At 73.3% G+C, this 18,579-nt stretch carries 15 protein-coding genes and 1 pseudogene; 10 read left to right on the plus strand and 6 right to left on the minus strand.

Going from position 1 to position 18,579, the window contains the following annotated elements; genetic code table 11:
• Positions 1-139 precede the first annotated feature (139 nt).
• From ACFV57_RS03935 to ACFV57_RS03945, 3 genes are all read left to right on the plus strand, one after another.
• Positions 140-1,039: a sulfite exporter TauE/SafE family protein gene (locus ACFV57_RS03935; RefSeq protein WP_385225376.1), complete on the plus strand. Its 900-nt coding sequence runs from the start codon at positions 140-142 to the stop codon at positions 1,037-1,039.
• Between the two features lie 189 nt (positions 1,040-1,228).
• Positions 1,229-2,434 carry an FAD-dependent oxidoreductase gene (locus ACFV57_RS03940; RefSeq protein ID WP_385225378.1) on the plus strand — a complete coding sequence of 402 codons (1,206 nt, stop codon included), beginning with the start codon at positions 1,229-1,231 and terminating at the stop codon, positions 2,432-2,434.
• Positions 2,435-2,613: 179 nt separating this feature from the next.
• Positions 2,614-3,981 (plus strand): MFS transporter, encoded by a 1,368-nt coding sequence (locus ACFV57_RS03945; protein WP_385225380.1) that lies wholly within the window; start codon positions 2,614-2,616, stop codon positions 3,979-3,981.
• On the opposite strand, the gene ACFV57_RS03950 is transcribed toward ACFV57_RS03945, so the two are convergent.
• The 3 genes from ACFV57_RS03950 to ACFV57_RS03960 all read right to left on the minus strand — a co-directional run bounded on the left by ACFV57_RS03950 (position 3,879) and on the right by ACFV57_RS03960 (position 6,487).
• Entirely contained in the window at positions 3,879-4,478 is a 600-nt protein-coding gene (locus ACFV57_RS03950; protein WP_385225382.1) for a TetR/AcrR family transcriptional regulator, read from the minus strand. The genes ACFV57_RS03945 and ACFV57_RS03950 overlap by 103 nt on opposite strands.
• 63 nt (positions 4,479-4,541) lie before the next feature.
• Entirely contained in the window at positions 4,542-5,789 is a 1,248-nt protein-coding gene (locus ACFV57_RS03955) for a MerR family transcriptional regulator (RefSeq protein WP_385225384.1), read from the minus strand.
• 104 nt (positions 5,790-5,893) lie between these two features.
• Positions 5,894-6,487, minus strand: coding sequence for a dihydrofolate reductase family protein (locus ACFV57_RS03960; RefSeq protein ID WP_385225386.1), 594 nt, complete (start codon positions 6,485-6,487; stop codon positions 5,894-5,896).
• A 138-nt stretch (positions 6,488-6,625) separates the two neighbouring features.
• Between ACFV57_RS03960 and ACFV57_RS03965 the strand changes: the two are divergent.
• A pseudogene (locus ACFV57_RS03965) lies at positions 6,626-6,979 on the plus strand (TetR/AcrR family transcriptional regulator); the annotation flags it as partial.
• Here the strand turns inward: ACFV57_RS03965 and ACFV57_RS03970 are convergent.
• Positions 6,939-8,225, minus strand: a complete 1,287-nt coding sequence (locus ACFV57_RS03970) for an amidohydrolase (protein WP_385225388.1) — start codon at positions 8,223-8,225, stop codon at positions 6,939-6,941. The pseudogene ACFV57_RS03965 and the gene ACFV57_RS03970 sit on opposite strands and share 41 nt — an antisense overlap.
• A 475-nt stretch (positions 8,226-8,700) precedes the next feature.
• Here ACFV57_RS03970 and ACFV57_RS03975 point away from each other — a divergent pair, with 475 nt between their 5' ends.
• From ACFV57_RS03975 to ACFV57_RS03990, 4 genes are all read left to right on the plus strand, one after another.
• Complete coding sequence (locus ACFV57_RS03975; protein WP_385225390.1) at positions 8,701-9,855, plus strand: low temperature requirement protein A; 1,155 nt, start codon at positions 8,701-8,703, stop codon at positions 9,853-9,855.
• A gap of 424 nt (positions 9,856-10,279) precedes the next feature.
• Positions 10,280-11,050, plus strand: a complete 771-nt coding sequence (locus ACFV57_RS03980) for a L,D-transpeptidase family protein (RefSeq protein WP_385225392.1) — start codon at positions 10,280-10,282, stop codon at positions 11,048-11,050.
• Between the two features lie 106 nt (positions 11,051-11,156).
• Positions 11,157-12,446: a P1 family peptidase gene (locus ACFV57_RS03985; RefSeq protein WP_385225394.1), complete on the plus strand. Its 1,290-nt coding sequence runs from the start codon at positions 11,157-11,159 to the stop codon at positions 12,444-12,446.
• Positions 12,447-12,468: 22 nt separating this feature from the next.
• Positions 12,469-13,080 carry a YIP1 family protein gene (locus ACFV57_RS03990; protein ID WP_385225396.1) on the plus strand — a complete coding sequence of 204 codons (612 nt, stop codon included), beginning with the start codon at positions 12,469-12,471 and terminating at the stop codon, positions 13,078-13,080.
• A gap of 81 nt (positions 13,081-13,161) precedes the next feature.
• Here the strand turns inward: ACFV57_RS03990 and ACFV57_RS03995 are convergent, their stop codons facing one another.
• Positions 13,162-13,428 (minus strand): hypothetical protein, encoded by a 267-nt coding sequence (locus ACFV57_RS03995; RefSeq protein ID WP_385225398.1) that lies wholly within the window; start codon positions 13,426-13,428, stop codon positions 13,162-13,164.
• A 318-nt stretch (positions 13,429-13,746) separates the two neighbouring features.
• On the opposite strand from ACFV57_RS03995, the gene ACFV57_RS04000 reads away from it, so the two are divergent.
• Both ACFV57_RS04000 and ACFV57_RS04005 read left to right on the plus strand, forming a co-directional pair.
• The gene (locus ACFV57_RS04000) at positions 13,747-14,961 is read left to right on the plus strand and encodes a CaiB/BaiF CoA transferase family protein (RefSeq protein WP_385225400.1); all 1,215 of its coding nucleotides are present in this window, start codon (positions 13,747-13,749) and stop codon (positions 14,959-14,961) included.
• An 81-nt stretch (positions 14,962-15,042) separates the two neighbouring features.
• Complete coding sequence (locus tag ACFV57_RS04005; RefSeq protein ID WP_385225402.1) at positions 15,043-16,317, plus strand: Ig-like domain-containing protein; 1,275 nt, start codon at positions 15,043-15,045, stop codon at positions 16,315-16,317.
• A gap of 95 nt (positions 16,318-16,412) precedes the next feature.
• Here ACFV57_RS04005 and ACFV57_RS04010 read toward each other — a convergent pair whose 3' ends face one another.
• Positions 16,413-18,524, minus strand: a complete 2,112-nt coding sequence (locus ACFV57_RS04010) for a fructose-specific PTS transporter subunit EIIC (RefSeq protein ID WP_385225404.1) — start codon at positions 18,522-18,524, stop codon at positions 16,413-16,415.
• Between the last annotated feature and the right edge of the window lie 55 nt (positions 18,525-18,579).

Raw genomic sequence — 18,579 nt, forward strand, 5'->3', positions numbered from 1 at the left:
CGACAGCACCGACGCCGGGCCCAACAGCGCCGGTACCGGGCCCGATACCGCCGGCACCGGGCCTGATACCGAAGGCAGCGGGCCCGTTGCCACCGACCGCAAGCCTGATACCTCTGCCTCCGACATCCCGGCACCGGTCATGCCCCTCATAGCCGTCGCGGCGCTGCCGTGCGGGCTGGTCATCGGGCTGCTGCTGGGCGCGCTCGGCGGTGGTGGATCGATCCTCGCCGTACCGGCGCTGGTCTACCTGCTGCACCAGTCCCCGCACGAGGCCACGGCGGGCGCGCTGGTCGTCGTCGGCATCGGCGCGGCCTCCGGCCTGGCGTTTCACGCCCGCGCGGGCCGGGTCCGCTGGGCGGCCGGTGCGGCCTTCGGAGGGCTGGGTACCGCCGGTACGTTCCTGGGCTCCCGTTGGAGCGCGTCGCTGGACCCGACCGTACTGATGACGGCGTTCGCCGGAATGATGCTGGCGGTCGCGGCGGCGATGCTCGTACAGACGCGGCGCGAACGGAAGGGGACGCGCGGACGTGCGAAGACGCCCGGACGCGAGAAGACGCGCGCCGTCCGTGACCGCCCGCACGCCGTGCGAACCGCCCCCACCCCCGCCACCACCGGCACCCTCGCAACTTCCGCCTCCCCCACCTCCCCCGCAACGGCCACCACCCGCCTGGCCTCCGCCCTGCGCATCGGCGCCACCGCGACCGCCGTCGGCCTGCTGACCGGCTTCTTCGGGGTCGGCGGCGGCTTCGTCGTCGTACCGGCGCTGACCCTCGTCCTCGGCCTGGAGATGCCCGTCGCCGTCGGCACGTCACTCCTCGTCATCCTGATCAACTCCGCCACGGCGTTCGCCACCCGAGCCGGCGCCGGCGGCCTGGACTGGCCGCTGCTGGCCACCCTCGCCGCCTGCGCCGCGCTCGGCAGCTGGCTCGGCAACCGCCTCGCCGCCCGGGTACGGCCGCAGGCCCTGTCCACGGCGTTCGCCTCACTGGTCACCGTGCTCGCCGTATCGGTGGCGGTGACCAGCATCCCCCGCCTATAGACCGGACCGGCCCGACCCTGACCGGCCTGGCCCGAATCCCGACCGGCCTGGCCCGAATCCCGACCGGCCTGGCCCGAATCCCGACCGGCCTGGCTCAGTCGCGGCCCGACCCCGACCACCCCCGCCCCACCCGTCCCCTGACCCCCCGACCCCCGAACCCAAACCCCCGCCCCCAGGAGGAAAGACCACATGACTTCCGCCTCGTCGCACCACCAGGTCGTCATCATCGGCGGCGGCAGCGCGGGCATCACCGTCGCCGCCCGCCTGCGCCGCGCCGGACTGCGCGACATCGCGGTGCTGGAGCCCTCCGAGACGCACTGGTACCAGCCGCTGTGGACGCTGGTCGGCGGCGGCCAGGCGCCGCTGCGAGCCGCGCTGCGTACGGAGGCGGAGGTCATACCGCCCGGTGTGCGCTGGCTGCGCGAGTCCGCCGTCTCGGTCGACCCGGCCGCGCGTACGGTGGGCACGGCTTCGGGCCGGACGGTTTCGTACGACCGGCTGGTGCTCGCACCCGGGCTGAGCCTGGACTGGGACGGCATACCGGGCCTGGCCGGGGCCCTCGGCCACGGCGGCGTCTCCAGCAACTACCGCCCCGATCTCGCCCCGCTCACCTGGGACTTCATCCGGCGCACCAAGCGCGGTACGGCACTGTTCACGATGCCGTCGGGGCCGGTGAAGTGCGGCGGCGCCCCGCAGAAGATCGCGTATCTCGCCGCCGACTACTGGCGCAAGCGAGGGCTGCTGGGCCGTATCCGTACGATCCTGGTGCTGCCCGAGCCCGCCATGTTCAAGGTGCCGGTCTTCAACGCGGCGCTGGAGGAGACGGCGCGGCGGTACGGCATCGAGGTGCGGCTCCAGTCCGAGCTGACGCAGGTGGACGGCGCCGCGCGGGAGGCGGAGATCGTCGACCACGCGACCGGCGAGAAGGAGGCGATCCGCTACGACCTGCTGCACGCCGTGCCGCCGCAGCGCGCCCCGCAGTGGGTGGCGGACAGTCCGCTCGCCGACCCGGCCTCCCCCTTCGGCTACGCCAAGGCCGACCGGGCGACGTTGCAGCACCCGGACTTCCCCGAGGTGTTCGCGATCGGCGACGTGGCCAGCCTGCCGACGTCCAAGACGGGCGCGGCGATCCGCAAGCAGGCCCCGGTCGTCGCCGCCAACCTGCGCGCCGGGCTGCGCGGCCGCGCGGCCACCGCCCGCTACGACGGCTACACCTCCTGCCCCCTGGTCACCGCCCGCCACAAGATGCTGCTCGCCGAGTTCGACTACGACTTGGAGCCGGCGCCGTCCATCCCGTTCATCGACACGACGAAGGAGCGTACGGACATGTGGTTCCTGAAGCGGTACGGGCTGCCGCAGCTGTACTTCAAGGGGATGCTGAAGGGTCTGGCCTGAGGGCGAGGGACGGGCGGGGGTCCACCCGCCTCCGTCCCGCCGTCCCGTCACCCCTCGACACGGCGCGAAAAAAAGTGGGACGATAGTCCCAGTTGATGCCCGGCTCCCCGGCGTGCGGTCGCGCGCCGGGGAGCTCCCGCCTGCCTTCGCGCCGAAGGCCCACGTGGACAGGACGCACGATGGCCAACCCTTACCGCGACCTCTTCACCGCCCCGGGCACCACGGCATTCAGCGCGGCCGGGCTGCTCGCCCGGCTGCCGCTGCCGATGGCACACATGGGCATCCTCACCATGCTGTCCGAGACGACCGGCGGATACGCCCTGCCGGGCCTGGTGGCGGGCACCTTCACCCTCTCCATGGCCTTCCTCGGCCCCCAGGTCTCCCGGCTGGTGGACCGCCGCGGACAGCGCCGGGTGCTGCCGGTGGCGACCGGTCTGAGCGTCCTCGCCCTGGGCGCGCTGATCCTGTGCGCGCACGTCGGCGCACCGGCCTGGACCCTGTTCCTGTGCGCGCTGGTGTCCGGGCTGATGCCGAGCATGGGCGCGATGGTGCGGGCCCGCTGGACGGAGATCTACCGGGGCAGGCCGCAGCTGAGGACCGCGTACTCGATGGAGTCGGTGGTCGACGAGCTGACGTACGTCATCGGTCCGGCCGTCGCCGTGACCCTGTCCACCACGCTCTTCCCGCAGGCCGCGCCCCTGGCGGCCGGGGTGCTGCTGGTGGTGGGCGTGGCACTGTTCGTACCGCAGCGGCACACCGAACCGCCCGTCCGGCCGCACACACCGGCGGCGGGGGAACGTTCCCGCTCGGCGATCCGGTCGGCGCCGGTGTGCGTCCCGGCCCTGGCGCTGCTCTTCTGCGGCGCGATCGCCGGGACCGTGGACACGATGGGGCTGGCGTTCGCCGCCGAGCAGGGCGACAAGGCGCTGGCGGGGTTCGTGTACGCGGCGTACGCGCTGGGCTCCGGGCTGGCCGGGCTCGCCTTCGGCGCGCTCCGGGTGAGCTGGCCGCTGCCCCGGCTGCTGCTCGCGGGGCTGACCGGGGCGGCGCTGACCACGTTGCCGTTCCTGCTGGTGAACAGCGTGGCGACGCTGTCCTTCGCGGTGTTCCTGGCCGGGGTGTTCTTCGCGCCCACCATGGTCGTGATCATGAGCATGGTGGAGCGCACGACGCCCGGCCACCGGCTGACGGAGACCATGACGTGGATGATCGCGGGGCTCCAGACGGGCATCGCGGCGGGCGCGGCGGTCAGCGGCGCGGTGTACGACGGCGCGGGGGTACGGGCCGGGTTCGGCGTGGCGGTCGCGGCGGGCGTCCTGGCCGTACTGACCGGGCTGTGCGGCCTGCCCGTCCTGCGGGCACGGCTGGCGCGGGCGGCCTCGGAGACCACCGAGTCCCGTTCGGTGTCCGGGTCCCCCGGTGCCCGCCCGGCGTCGTCCGGCGCCTACCCGGCCTCGTCCGGCAGCAGCTCCCACAGCATCGCCTCGAACTCCTCGGCGGCGGGCGGCTCGTCGGCCAGCAAGGCTTGCAGCAGCAGCCCGTCGTAAGCGCGGGTGAAGAGCTTGATGCGCATCGGGTCCTGTGTGTAGAGCCGCGCGAAATCGGCCAGGGCGTCGAACCAGCGGCAGGTCTGGCCGCGCAACTCCGGGCGGCGGGCGGCGAGCAGGCACAGTTCGAACTCGGCCAGCAGCAGCCCCCGGTCCTCCAGCGTCCCGGCCATCAGCCGCGCCAGCATCCGCCGCTTGTCGCCGCGCGCGCCCGCCTCGCCCGGACCGTCCACGGGAGCGGCGGTGAGCTGCCGCACCCGTTCGGCGTCCATCTCCATCGCGCTGGTCAGCGCCGCGGTGAGCAGCGCGTCGACGCTCTCGAAGTAGTACGTCGTGGCCGTCGTCGGCAGGTCCGCCTCGCGCGCGACGGTGCGGTGGGTGACCCCGGCCGCACCGTCCCGCTCGATGACGCGCAGCGCGGCCTCGATCAGCGCCCGCCGCCGCCGCTCCCCCTTGGCCCGACGCCCGTCGGTGATGTTCGCGTGCGGCTCGTTCACGGGGGCTCCAGCGGCAGTACGGGGGGGGAGGCGTCGTAGGACGATACCGGGCGCGCCTGCGCGCTACCCGGCGGCCGACACGCCCGCCTCCCCTCCCGTCGCCGCGGCCGTCGACACGTCCGCCACCACGCAGCTCACGTTGTCCGGCGCCCCGGCATCGTGCGCCAGCGCCACCAGGTCCCGTACCGCCCGGCCGGGATCGGAGACCGCTCCGAGGACGTCCCGTACGGCGTCGGAGGGCACCACCGCGGACAAGCCGTCGGAGCACAGCAGATAGCGGTCCCCGGGGCGCGCCTCCCGCAGTCCCACCTCCGGCTCGAAGCCCGCGCTGCCGTCCAGCGCCCTGATCAGCAGGGCGCGTTGCGGGTGCGACTCGGCCTCCTCGGGTGTCAGCCGTCCCTCCTCGACGAGCGACCGGACGTGCGTGTGGTCGTGCGTGATCTGGAACAGCTCACCGTCGCGCAGCAGGTACGCGCGCGAGTCGCCGACGTGGACCAGGGCGAGGTGGGAGCCCGTCCAGAGCATGGCGGTCAGGGTCGTTCCCGCGGCGTCTGCGCCGGAGCCGGCGGCGGGCCCGGCCGCCGCCACGACCTCCCGCACCGAACGGTTCGCCCGGTCGGCCGCGTCCGCCAACGCGTTGAGGAGGTCGCCGGGGCGCAGCACCCCGGCGCCGACGTCCTCCAGGCCGCGCAGCGCCTCGACGGCCGCGGCCCCGGCGGACGCTCCGGACCGGCCGAAACCGTCGGCCACGGCCAGCAGCCGGTCATCCGCGTACGCCGTGTCCTGATTGCTCTCCCGTACCAGCCCGGTGTCCGAGAGCGCCGCGTAACGGATGGTGAGCGCTCCGGCCGGCCTCGGCTCCCCTGCCGGTGGCTCCCCCGTCCGCGGCGTCCCTGCCGGTGGCTTCGTCATCGTCGTGTCCTTCCCCTTGAGGTGGTCGACGAGGAAGGCCGCCAGTTCGCGCCGGGCGGCGGTGTCGGTCTCGACTCGCGCCCAGTACGCCGAGACCGCCCCAGCGGCCGGGCCCGGGGCCAGCTCGCACACGTCCCGGATGCGGGCCAGCGGCATACCGATCCGCCGCAGGCAGGCGACCAGCCGCGCGCGCTCCAGTTGGGCGAGCGCGTAGCGCCGGTAGCCGTTGGCGGGGTCGACCTGTGCGGGTGGCAGCAGCCCCAGCTCGTCGTAGAGCCGCAACGCCTTCGGCGAGAGCCGCGCCGCCCTGGCGAACGCCCCGATGCTCAGCAGCCGCCCGGTGTCCCTGCCGCCCGCCCCGGTCGCCGTCTCCGGCCCCGGCCCCGTCTCTCCGTCCACCGGCCCGCCCTCCTCGTACGGGGACATCCCCCGCACACACGAGGCTGCGTCTTCCCCCAAGGGCAAGGTCAAGGGCCCGCCACCGCCCAAGAACGGCCGCCTGCTCAAGCCCGGGCGAAGTGCGTGACCGTCACTCCGTTGTCGAACGACGTGCGATCGGTCACCTCGAAGACGGTCGGGTCGAAGGCCCCGTCGAACACCGGGATTCCGGCCCCCGCGACCACCGGATAGCTCTTGATGATCAGCTCGTCGATCTCGGGCAGCAGCGCGCCCGCGAGCCGGCCGCCGCCGCACAGCCAGATGTCCCGCTCCCGCCCCTTCTCCGCCTTCAGGTCGCGGACCAGCCCGAGCGGGTTCGCGCGGACCACGGTCACGGCGGGGTCGGTCCCGGGGGCGAGCGTGCTCGACACGACGTACTGGCGCAGGTGGGCGTACGGGCTGGTGATGCCCATGTCCAGCGCGGGCCGGTAGCTGCCGAGCCCCATCAGCACGGTGTCGAAGCGCCGGTTGGGCGTGTCGGCGAGGCCGAGGGCGGCGCGCATCGCGGTGGGGACGAACTCCGGGTAGCGCGCGTTGACCCAGGAGCTGTAGGCGGCGGCCTGCCCCTCGTCGCCCGCCGGATAGAAGTCGTACTCCCCGGCGGGGCCGGCGATGCGGCCGTCCAGGGACACGGCCACGTAGTAGACGAGCTTGCGCATACGGACGACTCCATCCATAGGGTTCTCACCGAAGTGGTCCGAATGTAGTACTACGAACGCGGTCAGTGGTCCGCAGGAACGACGAGCGCAGGGCCGCTCTCGTCGACGCCGCGCCCGAGGTCCTGGCCAAGGACGGCGCTGATGCGCGAACTGGTCGGCCGCGTCCGCGCTTTCCGCCCCGGCTACCTGACATTGCCCGCACTGCGCCTCGAAGCCACCCGCCGCCCCGCGCGGCGCGCGCTGCTGACCGAACGCGTCCGCGCCGACGCCGATGTGGCGTACCACGCGGAATCCGGCCTGCCCGGGGACGCGACTGCCGTCCGGCTCCGCTACCTGGCGTTCAGCTGGCTCATCGTCGGACAGCTCACACTGCCCGGGGTGTTCCCGGAGGCCGAACGGGACGCACTCGTCCAGGCCCCGGTCGAACGCATCGTGGCTCCCTGGCCCGCCGTCACCGCCCCGGCTCCAGATGGCTCAGTGCCGCCACGGTGAGCGCCTGGACGCCCATGGTCAGGGTCGGCTGCTTGACCGGGGCGAAGTGCGGTGAGTGGTTGGACGGGATGTCCTGGGCGAGGCGTCCGGAGGCCATGGCGGCGCGGAACTCGCCGGGTTCCCAGCCGCCGAGCCACCAGTAGTAGAGCGGCGCGCCGGCGGCCGTGGCGATCAGGCCGGCGTCCTCGCTCCCGGCAGCCGGCTCGTAGCCGAACAGCCGTTCCGCGCCGAAGTGGTCGGTGAAGGCCGCGTTGACCTGCTCCAGGGTCCGGTCGTCGTTGCGGGTGACGGGGAACGTGTTCAGCACCTCGCTCTCCGGCTCGCGCGGCGCGTTCGAGGCGGCGGCCTCGGCCTTGGCGATGCGGTCGATGGCCGACAGCACCTGCCCGCGCACGTCCTCGTCGAAGGTGCGGACGCTGAGCTGCACCACCGCCTGGTCGGGGATGACGTTGGGGGCGTCGCCGGCCTGGAAGGAGCCGACGGTGACGACGGCCCGGTCCTTGGGCGCGACCTCGCGGGCGACGACGGACTGCAGACGCTGGACGAAGGCGGCGGCCATCAGGATCGGGTCGACGGCGGTCTCGGGGCGGGAGCCGTGGCCGCCGGTCCCATGGAAGGTGATCTTCAGGCTGTCCGAGGCGGCCATACAGGCGCCGGGGGCGTACGAGATCAGTCCCGCGCCGAGCGGCGCGACGTGCTGCGCGAGGACCACGTCAGGAGTGGGCACCCGGCCCGCACCCCCGTCGACGCCGGCCCCTTCCGCACCCCCGCCCTCTGCGAACAGCCCGTCCTCGATCATCGCCCGCGCCCCGTCGCCGACCTCCTCGGCGGGCTGGAAGAGCACCACCAGCGTGCCGGACCAGTGCCCGCGCCCTGCCGCCAGCAGGTCGGCGGCGCCCGCCAGGCACGTGACGTGCACGTCGTGGCCGCAGGCGTGCATGACGCCGGGCACGGCGGAGGCGTACGGCAGGTCGCTGCGTTCGGTGACGGGCAGGGCGTCCATGTCGGCCCGCAGCAGGACGACCGGCCCGGGGCCGTTGCGCAGTACGCCGGTCACGCCGGTCCGGCCGATGCCGGTGGTGACTTCGTAGCCGTACGAGGTCAGGCGGCGGGCGGCTTCGGCGGCCGTGCGGTTTTCCTGGAAGCCCAGTTCGGGGTGCCGGTGGAGGTCTTCGTAGAGGGATTCGAGGTCCGCCATGCGGGCGTCGAGCGGGGCCAGTACGGTGTCACGCGCGCTATCGCTCATACGTAGCATTTGATCATGTAACGGACGCACGGGCGAGGGCAGGACCAGCCGCCGCAGGGGTACGGCAGGCCGGAAAGCGCCGGTGCCCGCGAACCGCTCCGGTTCGCGGCGGCAGGCCACGGCGCAGGCACCCATTTCCCGCACAAATGCTTTACGGATAACGCACGTTGCACGGAAACAGTTCCCGGCCCTCGATGACTCCCGCCACCCATACGCCCATCCAGGAAATCCGGCCGGATAACCCCATACGAATCCCGGCACGGAAAGCCGGCACGGAAACCCTGCACAAGACCCCCGTACCAGAACCGCATTCCGCCGCCCCAGCGCCCGCGCGTCTCATCGCGGCTTTCGTTCGGGCGGGCTGTACTGATACGCAGCCCTCGACGCGAAACGAGAGCAAGGAGCGCCGAATGAGCTGGACGGACCGGGTGAATACGACGAGCCGGACGAGGCCGGCGGGGCGGAAGGTCCGCCCATGATGGCCCGGATGCTGGCGCGCGGCCGCTCCGAGTCGCACCGTGCGGCCACCCCGCTGGAGCTGTTCTTCGACCTGTGTTTCGTGGTGGCCGTCGCGCAGGCCGGGCGGCAGCTCGTGCACGCGCTCGCCGAGGGCCATCCGGGGCACGGCATTCCCGGCTATCTGATGCTGTTCTTCGCCATTTGGTGGGCCTGGGTCAACTTCTCGTGGTTCTCGTCGGCGTACGACACCGACGACGCGCTGTACCGGGTGGTGACGCTCGTACAGATCGCGGGTGTGCTGATTCTGGCGGCGGGTGTGCCGCGCGCCTTCGACGGCGACTTCGCGGTGGTCTGGTTCGGCTATCTGGTGATGCGGCTCGCGCTGGTGGCGCAGTGGCTGCGGGCCGCGTACGGCAGCACCGGCTCCGAGCGGGCGACCGCGCTGCGGTACGCCGCCGGGGTGACGCTGTGCCAGGCCGGTTGGCTGGCCGTGCTGCTGTCGCCGCAGGACGTCCGGCCATGGGTGTTCCTGGCGCTGGCGGTCGCGGAGATGGCCGTACCGACACTGGCCGAGCGCGGGCACCAGACGGCCTGGCATCCGCAGCACATCGCCGAGCGGTACGGCCTGTTCGTCATCATCATGCTCGGCGAGACGGTCTCCGCCGCGACGGTGGCGATGCAGTCGGCGGTGGACGAGCAGGACGAGCTGGGTGATCTGCTGCCCATCGCGGCGGGCGGTCTGCTGCTGATCTTCGCCGCGTACTGGATCTACTTCGCGGTACCGATCCACCTGCACCTCGCCTCGAACCGCCAGGCGTTCCTGTGGGGTTACGGCCACTACCTGGTCTTCGGGTCGGCGGCGGCGATCGGCGCGGGCATCGAGGTGGCGGTGGAGGAGTCGGTCGGCAAGGCGCACATCTCGGAGTTCGCGGCGTCCGCGTGCGTCACCGTGCCGGGCGCGCTGTTCATGTTCACCGTGTGGCTGATCCATTCCCGCCACCAGAAGCGCGGCCCGGCCCAGCAGCTGGTGCTGCCGGTGTCCGCCGTACTGGTCCTGGCCTGTACGTTCGCGGGGCACGCGGCGGTGCTGCTGGCCGGTCTGGTGGCGGCGCTGACGGTCGCGGTGGGCGCGACGCTGACGGCACGCCAGGGCCAGGCGCTGGAGAGCTGACCGCACACCGGGGCCGCACACCGGGGCCGCACACCGGGGCCGGGCGCCGGGGCCGGGCGCCGGGGCCGGGCGCCGAAGCCCCGAGCGCCGTACGCGGCCAGGCACCAAACAGCTGACCGACCGCCACATACGTGTGCCCGTGGCCCACACGGGCACACGGCCCGCAGAGGCCAGGCCGGTCGTCCCACGCCCGTCCAGGCCCACGGAACCGACCGTTCCGGCCAAAGGTCCCGTGCCTTTCGGCCATTGGCCCCTCGTGACGCATAAAGACCACGAGGACCGGTGCCGGGTGTTTCCCCGGACGGTGTAGGGTGCGGATTGCCCGTTTTATACCTACGACAGCCCACCGGCCCGGAGCCGACGGGCGAGGAGACGCCACGACATGGTCGCCCGCCACGCCCAGCAACGCGGTACGCGAATAAGGATGACCCGTCGCGGCAAGGCCGTGAGCGGCCTCGCCCTGACCACGCTCGTCGGTACCGCGCTGTGGGCCTGGCCCGCCTCCGGCGACGACCACGGCGGTCGCCACGCCGAGCAGGCCCGCCCGGCCCCCTCGGCACCGGAGGCCCCCGCGCACCACGCCGCCGGCGGCGCCGCGGCCCCGGCGCAGCGCGCGATACCGGGGCTGAGCGATGCCGTGCGCAAGCAGATCCCGGCCGATTCCCGGCAGGTCCTGGTCGTCACCGGCAAGGGTGCGGATCAGCACGACTCGTCCGTCGTCCTGTACACCCGCGCCGAGAAGTCCGACGACTGGCGGCCCGGCGCCACCTGGGCGGCGCACAACGCGTCCCGGGGCTGGACCAAGGACCACCACTACGGCGACCTGCGCTCGCCGCAGGGCGTGTTCACGCTCGGCGACGCGGGCGGCAAGCTGACGCCCCCCGAGGGCACCAAGCTGCCGTACGACCGGAACGACAGCTTCGTCGCGCACGGCACCGGCGTGGAGGGCGAGCCGCTGGGCGGCGCCTTCAACTACGTGATCGCCATCGACTACAACCGCGTCAAGGGCTCCTCGCCGCTGGACCAGCGGCGGCCGCAGGGCGCGGAAAAGGGCGGCGGCGTCTGGCTGCACGTGGACCACAACGGCCCGACGCAGGGCTGCATCAGCCTCAAACCCGAGGTGATGGAGGAACTGCTGCGGACGCTGGACCCGGCCCAGCACCCGGTCATCGTGATGGGCCCGGCGGGCCACTGACCACCTGACGGGCCCCTGACCAGCTGGTCACCGGGGCGGGCGGGCCACCATCCGCGGCCCGCCACCGCCCGTACCGCCACCGCGTCACCCGTGGTACGCATGTGCCATGGCCGACGACGCTGACGCCCGGGAACCGCACGGCGCACCCGCGCCCCACGCCACCACCGCGTTCGCCCCGGCGGAGGCGGAGCCACAACGCCCGGGGCCCCGGGACGCGTTGACCGATGTCGCCGGGCTGCGGGTCGGCCACGCGCGGCGCGTGGGCGAGGGGCGGCTCACCGGCACCACCGTCGTACTGGCACCCGAAGGCGGCGTCATCGCCGCCGTGGACGTACGCGGCGGCGGGCCCGGCACCCGCGAGACGGACGCCCTGGACCCGCGCAACCTGGTCCAGCGCATCGAGGCGGTCGTCCTCACCGGCGGCAGCGCGTTCGGCCTGGACGCCGCCTCCGGGGCGGTGGCCTGGCTGGAGGAGCATGGCCGCGGCTACCGCGTCGGCCCGGACCCGGCGCAGGTCGTCCCCGTCGTACCGGCCGCGGCGCTGTTCGACCTGGGGCGGGGCGGCGACTGGCATGCCCGCCCGGACGCCGCCCTGGGTCGCGCCGCCATCGAGGACGCCGCGGGTACGGACCCGGGCGCGCCCGTCGGCCAGGGCAACACCGGCGCCGGTACGGGCGCGGTCGCCGGGGGCCTCAAGGGCGGCATCGGCACCGCGAGCCTGGTCCTGCCGTCCGGCGTCACGGTGGCCGCGCTGGTAGCCGTCAACGCGGCGGGCTCGGTGGTCGATCCGCGTACCGGGGTGCTCTACGGGCAGTACGGGGAGGTGTGCGCTCAGTCGGCACAAGCGGCGCCCGCAACCGGCACCGGCCCGGCCGCCTCCGGCCTGCCTGCCGCAGCCCCGTCTTCGCCCGGCCTGCCCACCCCCGGCGCGCACGCCGCCGCGCAGCGCCGCCTAGCCGAGGCCCGTACGGAATCCGAGCGCCGCTGGGCCGCTTCCGTGCGCCCGCCCCTTAACACCACCCTCGCCGTCGTCGCGACCGACGCGGACCTGACCCGCGCCCAGGCCCAGAAGCTGGCGGGCACCGCGCACGACGGGCTGGCCCGCGCGGTACGGCCGGTGCACCTGCTCACCGACGGCGACACGGTCTTCGCGCTCGCCACAGGGGACCGGCCTTTGGTGCCGGAAGAGGCCGCGGCCGACCCGGTGTTCGGGGCGCACGCCACGACCGGGGCGCTCAACGAGATCCTGGCCGCGGGGGCGGACGCGCTGACCCGTGCCGTGGTCAAGGCCGTACTGGCGGCGGAGACGGTGGACACTCCGGGCGGCCGCTTCCCGTCGTACCGCGACCTCTACCCCTCCTGCCCTGACCTCCACCCGTCGCAGCCGCCCTCCTGACTCCGGTGGTAGAACGGGCCGTATGTCCGCTCCGCCGCCTCCCCCCACGCTCGTCCAGCCACCGCCCAAGAAGAAACCGGACCCGCCGAACCGGCGCCGGCTGTGGTGGCACCGCCTGTTCCTCGGGCTCTGGTACCGGCCGGTCGAGGTGATGGACGAGGCGCGCGACCGCAGCGCCTGGAGCGCGGCGATCCTGCTGTGCCTGGTCAGCGGCGCCCTCGGCATCCTCTCGGTGGACACCTTCCGCAAGCAGTGGGGCATGGACCACCGGCAGGCGCTGGAGCTGGCGGCCATCGCGGAGGCGGGCGTGCTGGTCGCCAGTCTGGCGCTGGGCATGGTCACACATGCCATAGCGCGCACGATCGGCGGGAACGGCAGGTTCGAGCCGACGGTCAGCCTGTTCATCGTGCTGTTCTGGATCACGGATCTGCCGCGGCTGGTGCTCGCGACGTGGCTGCCGCACGGCTCGACCCTCGTCCAGGCCGTGGCCTGGTCGACCTGGGGCTTCGGCTACCTGCTGGCGATCCTGCTCATCAGGGGCCAGCACCACCTGTCCACCGTCAAGGCGGCGGTGGCGGTCGCGGTGCAGATGCTGGCTTCGCTGGCGCTGCTGAAACTCGGTCCGGTGCGCTGACGCCGGGCCGCGGCTCCAGGTACCGGGCCCGCGGCGCCGGTTGGCGCCCGCTCGGCTCCGTTCAGTGCGGCCCGGCTCCGTTCAGTGCCGCTCGTTGCCGTCCAGTTGCCGTACGAGTCCGGCGAACGCCTCCCGCTCGGCGGCGCTCAGCTCCACCCGCTCGGAGGGCGGCCCGGCCGGGCCGGTCTGCCGCGGTACCGCGCGCAGCAGCGGTCTCGGGCCGTTCGTGGACGGAATCTCGAAGCGGTGCCCGCGCACGATCCGGGCCTGGCCCACGGCCCAGCCCACGGTGACGGTGAGCAGGATGGCCAGGCCGATCTGCTGGAGGAGCGGGACGGAGGGGAACATGCGGTCCTCCAGGTCGGGTGCGCGACGGTGCGGTTCCGGGCCCGTGCTGGCCCCGGCGGGCGGACTTCAGTAGTAGACACCATGTCAGGGACCTGCGTCAGGGGATTGAAGGGACTTAAGTCCCACAAGTGAGGAATTTCCTACACCTTCCCGGCTAGCGCCCGGTCCCCGTCCGCACGCGGACGCCTCGTACGCGCCCCGCCCCGCCCGCGCACAGCCCCGTCCGCCCCCCGCCCGTACGCGGACGCCCCCTTCCCCCCACCCAAGATCGTCCACGAGCATGTGGCACACCGCCCTCCCGACGTGAGGAGTACGCACGTGCCGCAGCCGCCCGCCCCGCGCGGCGCCCAGGAGGCGCCCGCCACGCCGAAGGCCCTGGAGGGCGTCCTCGTCGCCGACTTCAGCCGGGTCCTGGCCGGCCCGCTCGCCGCCGCCACCCTGGCCGACCTCGGCGCCGACGTCATCAAGGTGGAGCGGCCCGGCTCCGGCGACGACACCCGCGCCTGGGGCCCGCCCTTCTCGCCCGACGGCACGGCCGCCTACTTCGACGCCGCCAACCGCTCCAAACGGGGCCTCGCCCTGGACCTCACCGACCCCGGCGACGCCGCGGCGGCCCGCGAGTTGGCCCGCCGGGCCGACGTACTGATCGAGAACTTCCGGCCGGGCGCGCTCACCCGCTACGGCCTGGACCCCGCGGCGACCACCGCCGCCCACCCCGGCCTGGTGCACTGTTCGATCACCGGCTTCGGCTCCGGGGCCGGCGCGCACCTGCCGGGCTACGACTTCGTCGTCCAGGCCACCGGCGGCCTGATGAGCATCACCGGCGAACCGGGCGGCCCGCCCCTGAAGGCGGGCGTCGCGCTCGTCGACGTACTGACCGCCAAGGACGCCACCACCGCCGTCCTGGCCGCGCTGCGCCACCGCGACCGTACGGGGCAGGGGCAGCACGTCGAGGTGAACCTGCTGTCGTCGCTGCTCGGCGCGCTGGTCAACCAGGCGTCCGGGCACCTGGCCACCGGCCGCGACCCCGGCCCGATGGGCAACCGGCACCCGAGCATCGCCCCGTACGAGACGCTGGCCTGCCGGGACGGCGCGCCACTGGCCGTCGCGGTCGGCAACGACCGGCAGTTCCGGGCACTGGCGCACGCGCTGGGCGCGCCCCGGCTCGCCGAGGACGAGCGTTTCGCACGCAACCAGGACCGGGTGCGCCACCGCACCGAACTGGTCAAGGAGCTGGAAGAGCGGCTGGCGGCGGAGACGCCCGCGACCTGGACCGAGCGGCTGACCGCCGCTTCAGTGCCGTGCGGTCCGGTCAACACGGTCGGCGAGGCGCTGCGGCTGGCCGACCGGCTCGGCCTGGACCCGGTCGTGCCGGTCGGCGCGGACCGTACTCCGCAGGTGCGCAGTCCGCTGCGGCTGTCCGCCACACCGGTCACCGCCCCGCACGCCCCGCCCGGCCTGGACGAACACGGCGACCCCGTACGCGCCTGGCTGTCCGGTCCGACCGACGCTCCCCTGCCACCCCTCATGTGACGTTCCTCACAGGGGAGTCGGGAGTGCAACCAAACCCGCCCGTAGTTGCTGTTTACCAGCACTGACTTACAACACCCCTGCATGGAGCAGCCCGTGACACTGCCGGACAACACCGCGCCGACCGCACCGTCCCGCACCAAGCGCCGGCTGCGTCGCGGTCTCGCGGCGGCCTCCCTTCTCGCCGCCGGTGCCCTGGCCCTGTCCGCCTGCGGTGGTGACGCCTCGGCGGGCGGCAAGGACGGCAAGGGGCAGGCCGGCGCGGACGCCGCGGCCGCCAAGGACGCCTCCGAGGCGAAGATCTCGGTCACCTCGAAGGACGGCGCCACCAACGCCAGCATCAACGACACCGGGGTGAAGGTCAGCGGCGGCAAGCTGACCGACGTCAAGCTGGTGCAGGCGGACAACGGCGCCGTGGTCAAGGGCTCGATAGCCGCCGACGGCTCCTCCTGGAAGCCGTCGGCGCAGCTGGAGCGGGGCACCAAGTACAAGCTGGTCGCCAACGCCAAGGACGACAAGGGCCGGGCGGCCACCGAGAACGCCACCTTCACCACCGTCTCCTCGAAGAACAGCTTCATCGGCTCCTACACGCCCGACGGCGGCAAGACCGTCGGCGTGGGCATGCCGGTGTCCTTCAACTTCGACAAGGTCATCAGCAACAAGAAGGACGTCCAGTCCCACATCACGGTGACCTCCAGCAGCGGCCAGAAGGTCGTCGGGCACTGGTTCGGCGCCCAGCGCCTGGACTTCCGCCCCGAGCAGTACTGGAAGGCCGGCTCCAAGGTCACGCTGAAGATCGACCTGGACGGCGTCAAGGGCGGCCAGGGCATCACCGGTGTGCAGTCCAAGACGGTGACCTTCACCATCGGCCGCTCCCAGGTCTCCACCGTCGACATGAACACCCAGACCATGACCGTGGTCCAGGACGGCAAGACCGTGAAGTCGATCCCGATCTCCGGCGGCAGCCCCAAGAACCCGACGTACAACGGCCAGATGGTCATCTCGGAGAAGTTCGAGCAGACCCGCATGGACGGCTCGACCGTCGGCTTCGGCGGTGAGTACGACATCAAGGACGTCCCGCACGCGATGCGGCTGTCCAGCTCCGGAACGTTCATCCACGGCAACTACTGGGGCAGCCCGTCGATCTTCGGCAGGTCCGGCACCAGCCACGGCTGCGTCGGCCTCCAGGACAACAAGGGCGGCGGCGGCAACACCAACGGCAGCTGGTTCTTCAAGAACTCGCTCGTCGGTGACGTCGTGGTCGTCAAGAACTCGCCCGACAGCACCGTGAAGCCGGACAACGGCCTCAACGGCTGGAACATGTCGTGGAGCGAGTGGCAGGCGGGCAGCGCGGCCTGATCCCGCGTACGTACGGCACGGCCCGCGCGGCCCTGACGGCATGACGGTGGCCGGTCCCCGAGGGGACCGGCCACCGTCGTACTGCGCTCGGTGCGTCAGACCGCCACCGGTGTGCTCTCGGCCGGAGCCCGGTCCGCCTCGGCGGCCGCCTGCGGCGCGGCCGGCTTGCGCAGGCCCTTCAGGAGGACGACCAGGGCGGTGGTGACCGCCGTACCGGCCAGCACGGCCACCAGGTACAGCAGCGGCTGTCCGATCAGCGGCACCACGAAGATGCCGCCGTGCGGGGCGCGCAGCGTGCAGCCGAAGGCCATCGACAGGGCGCCGGTCACCGCGCCGCCCGCCATCGCGGACGGGATGACGCGCAGCGGGTCGGCCGCCGCGAACGGGATCGCACCCTCGGTGATGAACGACGCGCCCAGGACCCAGGCCGCCTTCCCGTTCTCCCGCTCGGTACGGGTGAACAGCCGGCCGCGTACGGTCGTGGCCAGCGCCATCGCCAGCGGCGGCACCATGCCGGCCGCCATCACCGCGGCCATCACCTTCAGGCTGCCGTCGTTGGGGTTGGCGAGGCCGCCCACGGCGAACGCGTAGGCCACCTTGTTGAGCGGGCCGCCGAGGTCGAAGGTCATCATCAGCCCGAGGATGACGCCGAGGATGACGGCGTTGGCGCCGGACAGCCCGCTCAGCCAGTCGGTCAGCGCCTTCTGGAGCGCGGCGATGGGCTTGCCGACCACCAGGAACATCAGGAATCCGACGACCGCCGACGAGAGCAGCGGAATGACGACGACGGGCATGATCCCGCGCAGTGCGGGCGGCACCTCGACCCGCTGGACCGCCATCACCACCGCGCCCGCGAGCAGACCGGCGATCAGCCCGCCGAGGAAGCCCGCGTTGACCGTCAGCGCGATCGAGCCGCCGACGAACCCGGGTACCAGGCCCGGCCGGTCGGCCATGCCGTACGCGATGAAGCCCGCCAGTACGGGGACGAGGAAGCCGAAGGCGACGTTGCCGATCTGGAAGAGCAGCGCCGCCCAGCTCGCGGACTCGCCCCATACGAAGTGCTCGGCGACGGACGGCGCCTTGTTGATGCCGTACCCGCCGATCGCGAAGGCCAGCGCGATCAGCAGCCCGCCCGCGGCGACGAACGGCACCATGTAGCTGACGCCGGTCATCAGCCACTTGCGCAGCCGGGTGCCGAAGCCGTCACCCGCCTCGCCGTCCCGGTCCATGGGCGCGGCGGGGCCGGCCGCCGCGGGGGCGCAGGTGTCGCCCCGGGCGGCCTTCTCCCGTACCTCCGCGATCAGTTCGGCGGGCCGGTTGACGCCGGCCTTCACCCCGACGTCGACCGTCGGCTTCCCGGCGAACCGCGCCTTGTCCCGCACCTCCACGTCGTGCGCGAAGATCACGCCGTCCGCCGCGGCGACGACCGCCGGGTCCAGCCGCTTGAACCCGGCCGACCCCTGCGTCTCGACGACCAGCTCGACACCGGCCTCCCTGCCCGCCTTGGCCAGCGCCTCGGCGGCCATGTAGGTGTGGGCGATGCCGGTGGGGCAGGAGGTGACGGCGACGATACGGAAGGGGGCTGCGGAAGCGGCCGCTGCCTGCGGCCCGACGTCGGCCCCGGGAGCCGCCGTCGCCTCGGGTACGGCTTCCGGCTCGGGTACGGCTTCCGGCTCGGGAACCGCCGCCGTCGCCCCTGGTACGGTCGCCGGCTCGGTCACGGCCTGCGGCTCGGGTACGGCTTCCGGCTCGGTCACGGCCCGCGGCTCCTCGCCGCGGATGAGGGCCGCGGCCGTCGCCGGGTCGTCCGCCGCGCGCAGCGCGCCCGTGAACTCCTCGTCCATCAGGTGCCGGGCCAGCGTCGACAGGATCGACAGATGATCGGCGTCGCCGCCCGCCGGTGCCGCGATCAGGAAGATCAGGTCGGCCGGGCCGTCGGCGGCGCCGAAGTCGACCCCGGCGGCGCTGCGCCCGAAGGCGAGCGTCGGCTCGGTGACGTGCTCGCTGCGGCAGTGCGGTATGCCGATGCCGCCGTCCAGGCCGGTCGGCATCTGGGCCTCGCGCGCGGCCACGTCCGCGAGGAAGCCCGCCAGATCGGTGACCCGGCCGCGCGCGGCCATCCGCTCGGCCAGCGACCGCGCCGCCGCTTCCTTGGTACCGGCGGACAGGTCCAGATCGACCAGTTCCGCGGTGATCAGCTCACTCATCGCGGGCTCCTTCGCTCGCTTCAAGTCCACACCCGGTCCCGACGGAAACCGGTTC

The organism is Streptomyces sp. NPDC059788 (assembly GCF_042732265.1).
GTDB lineage: Bacteria > Actinomycetota > Actinomycetes > Streptomycetales > Streptomycetaceae > Streptomyces.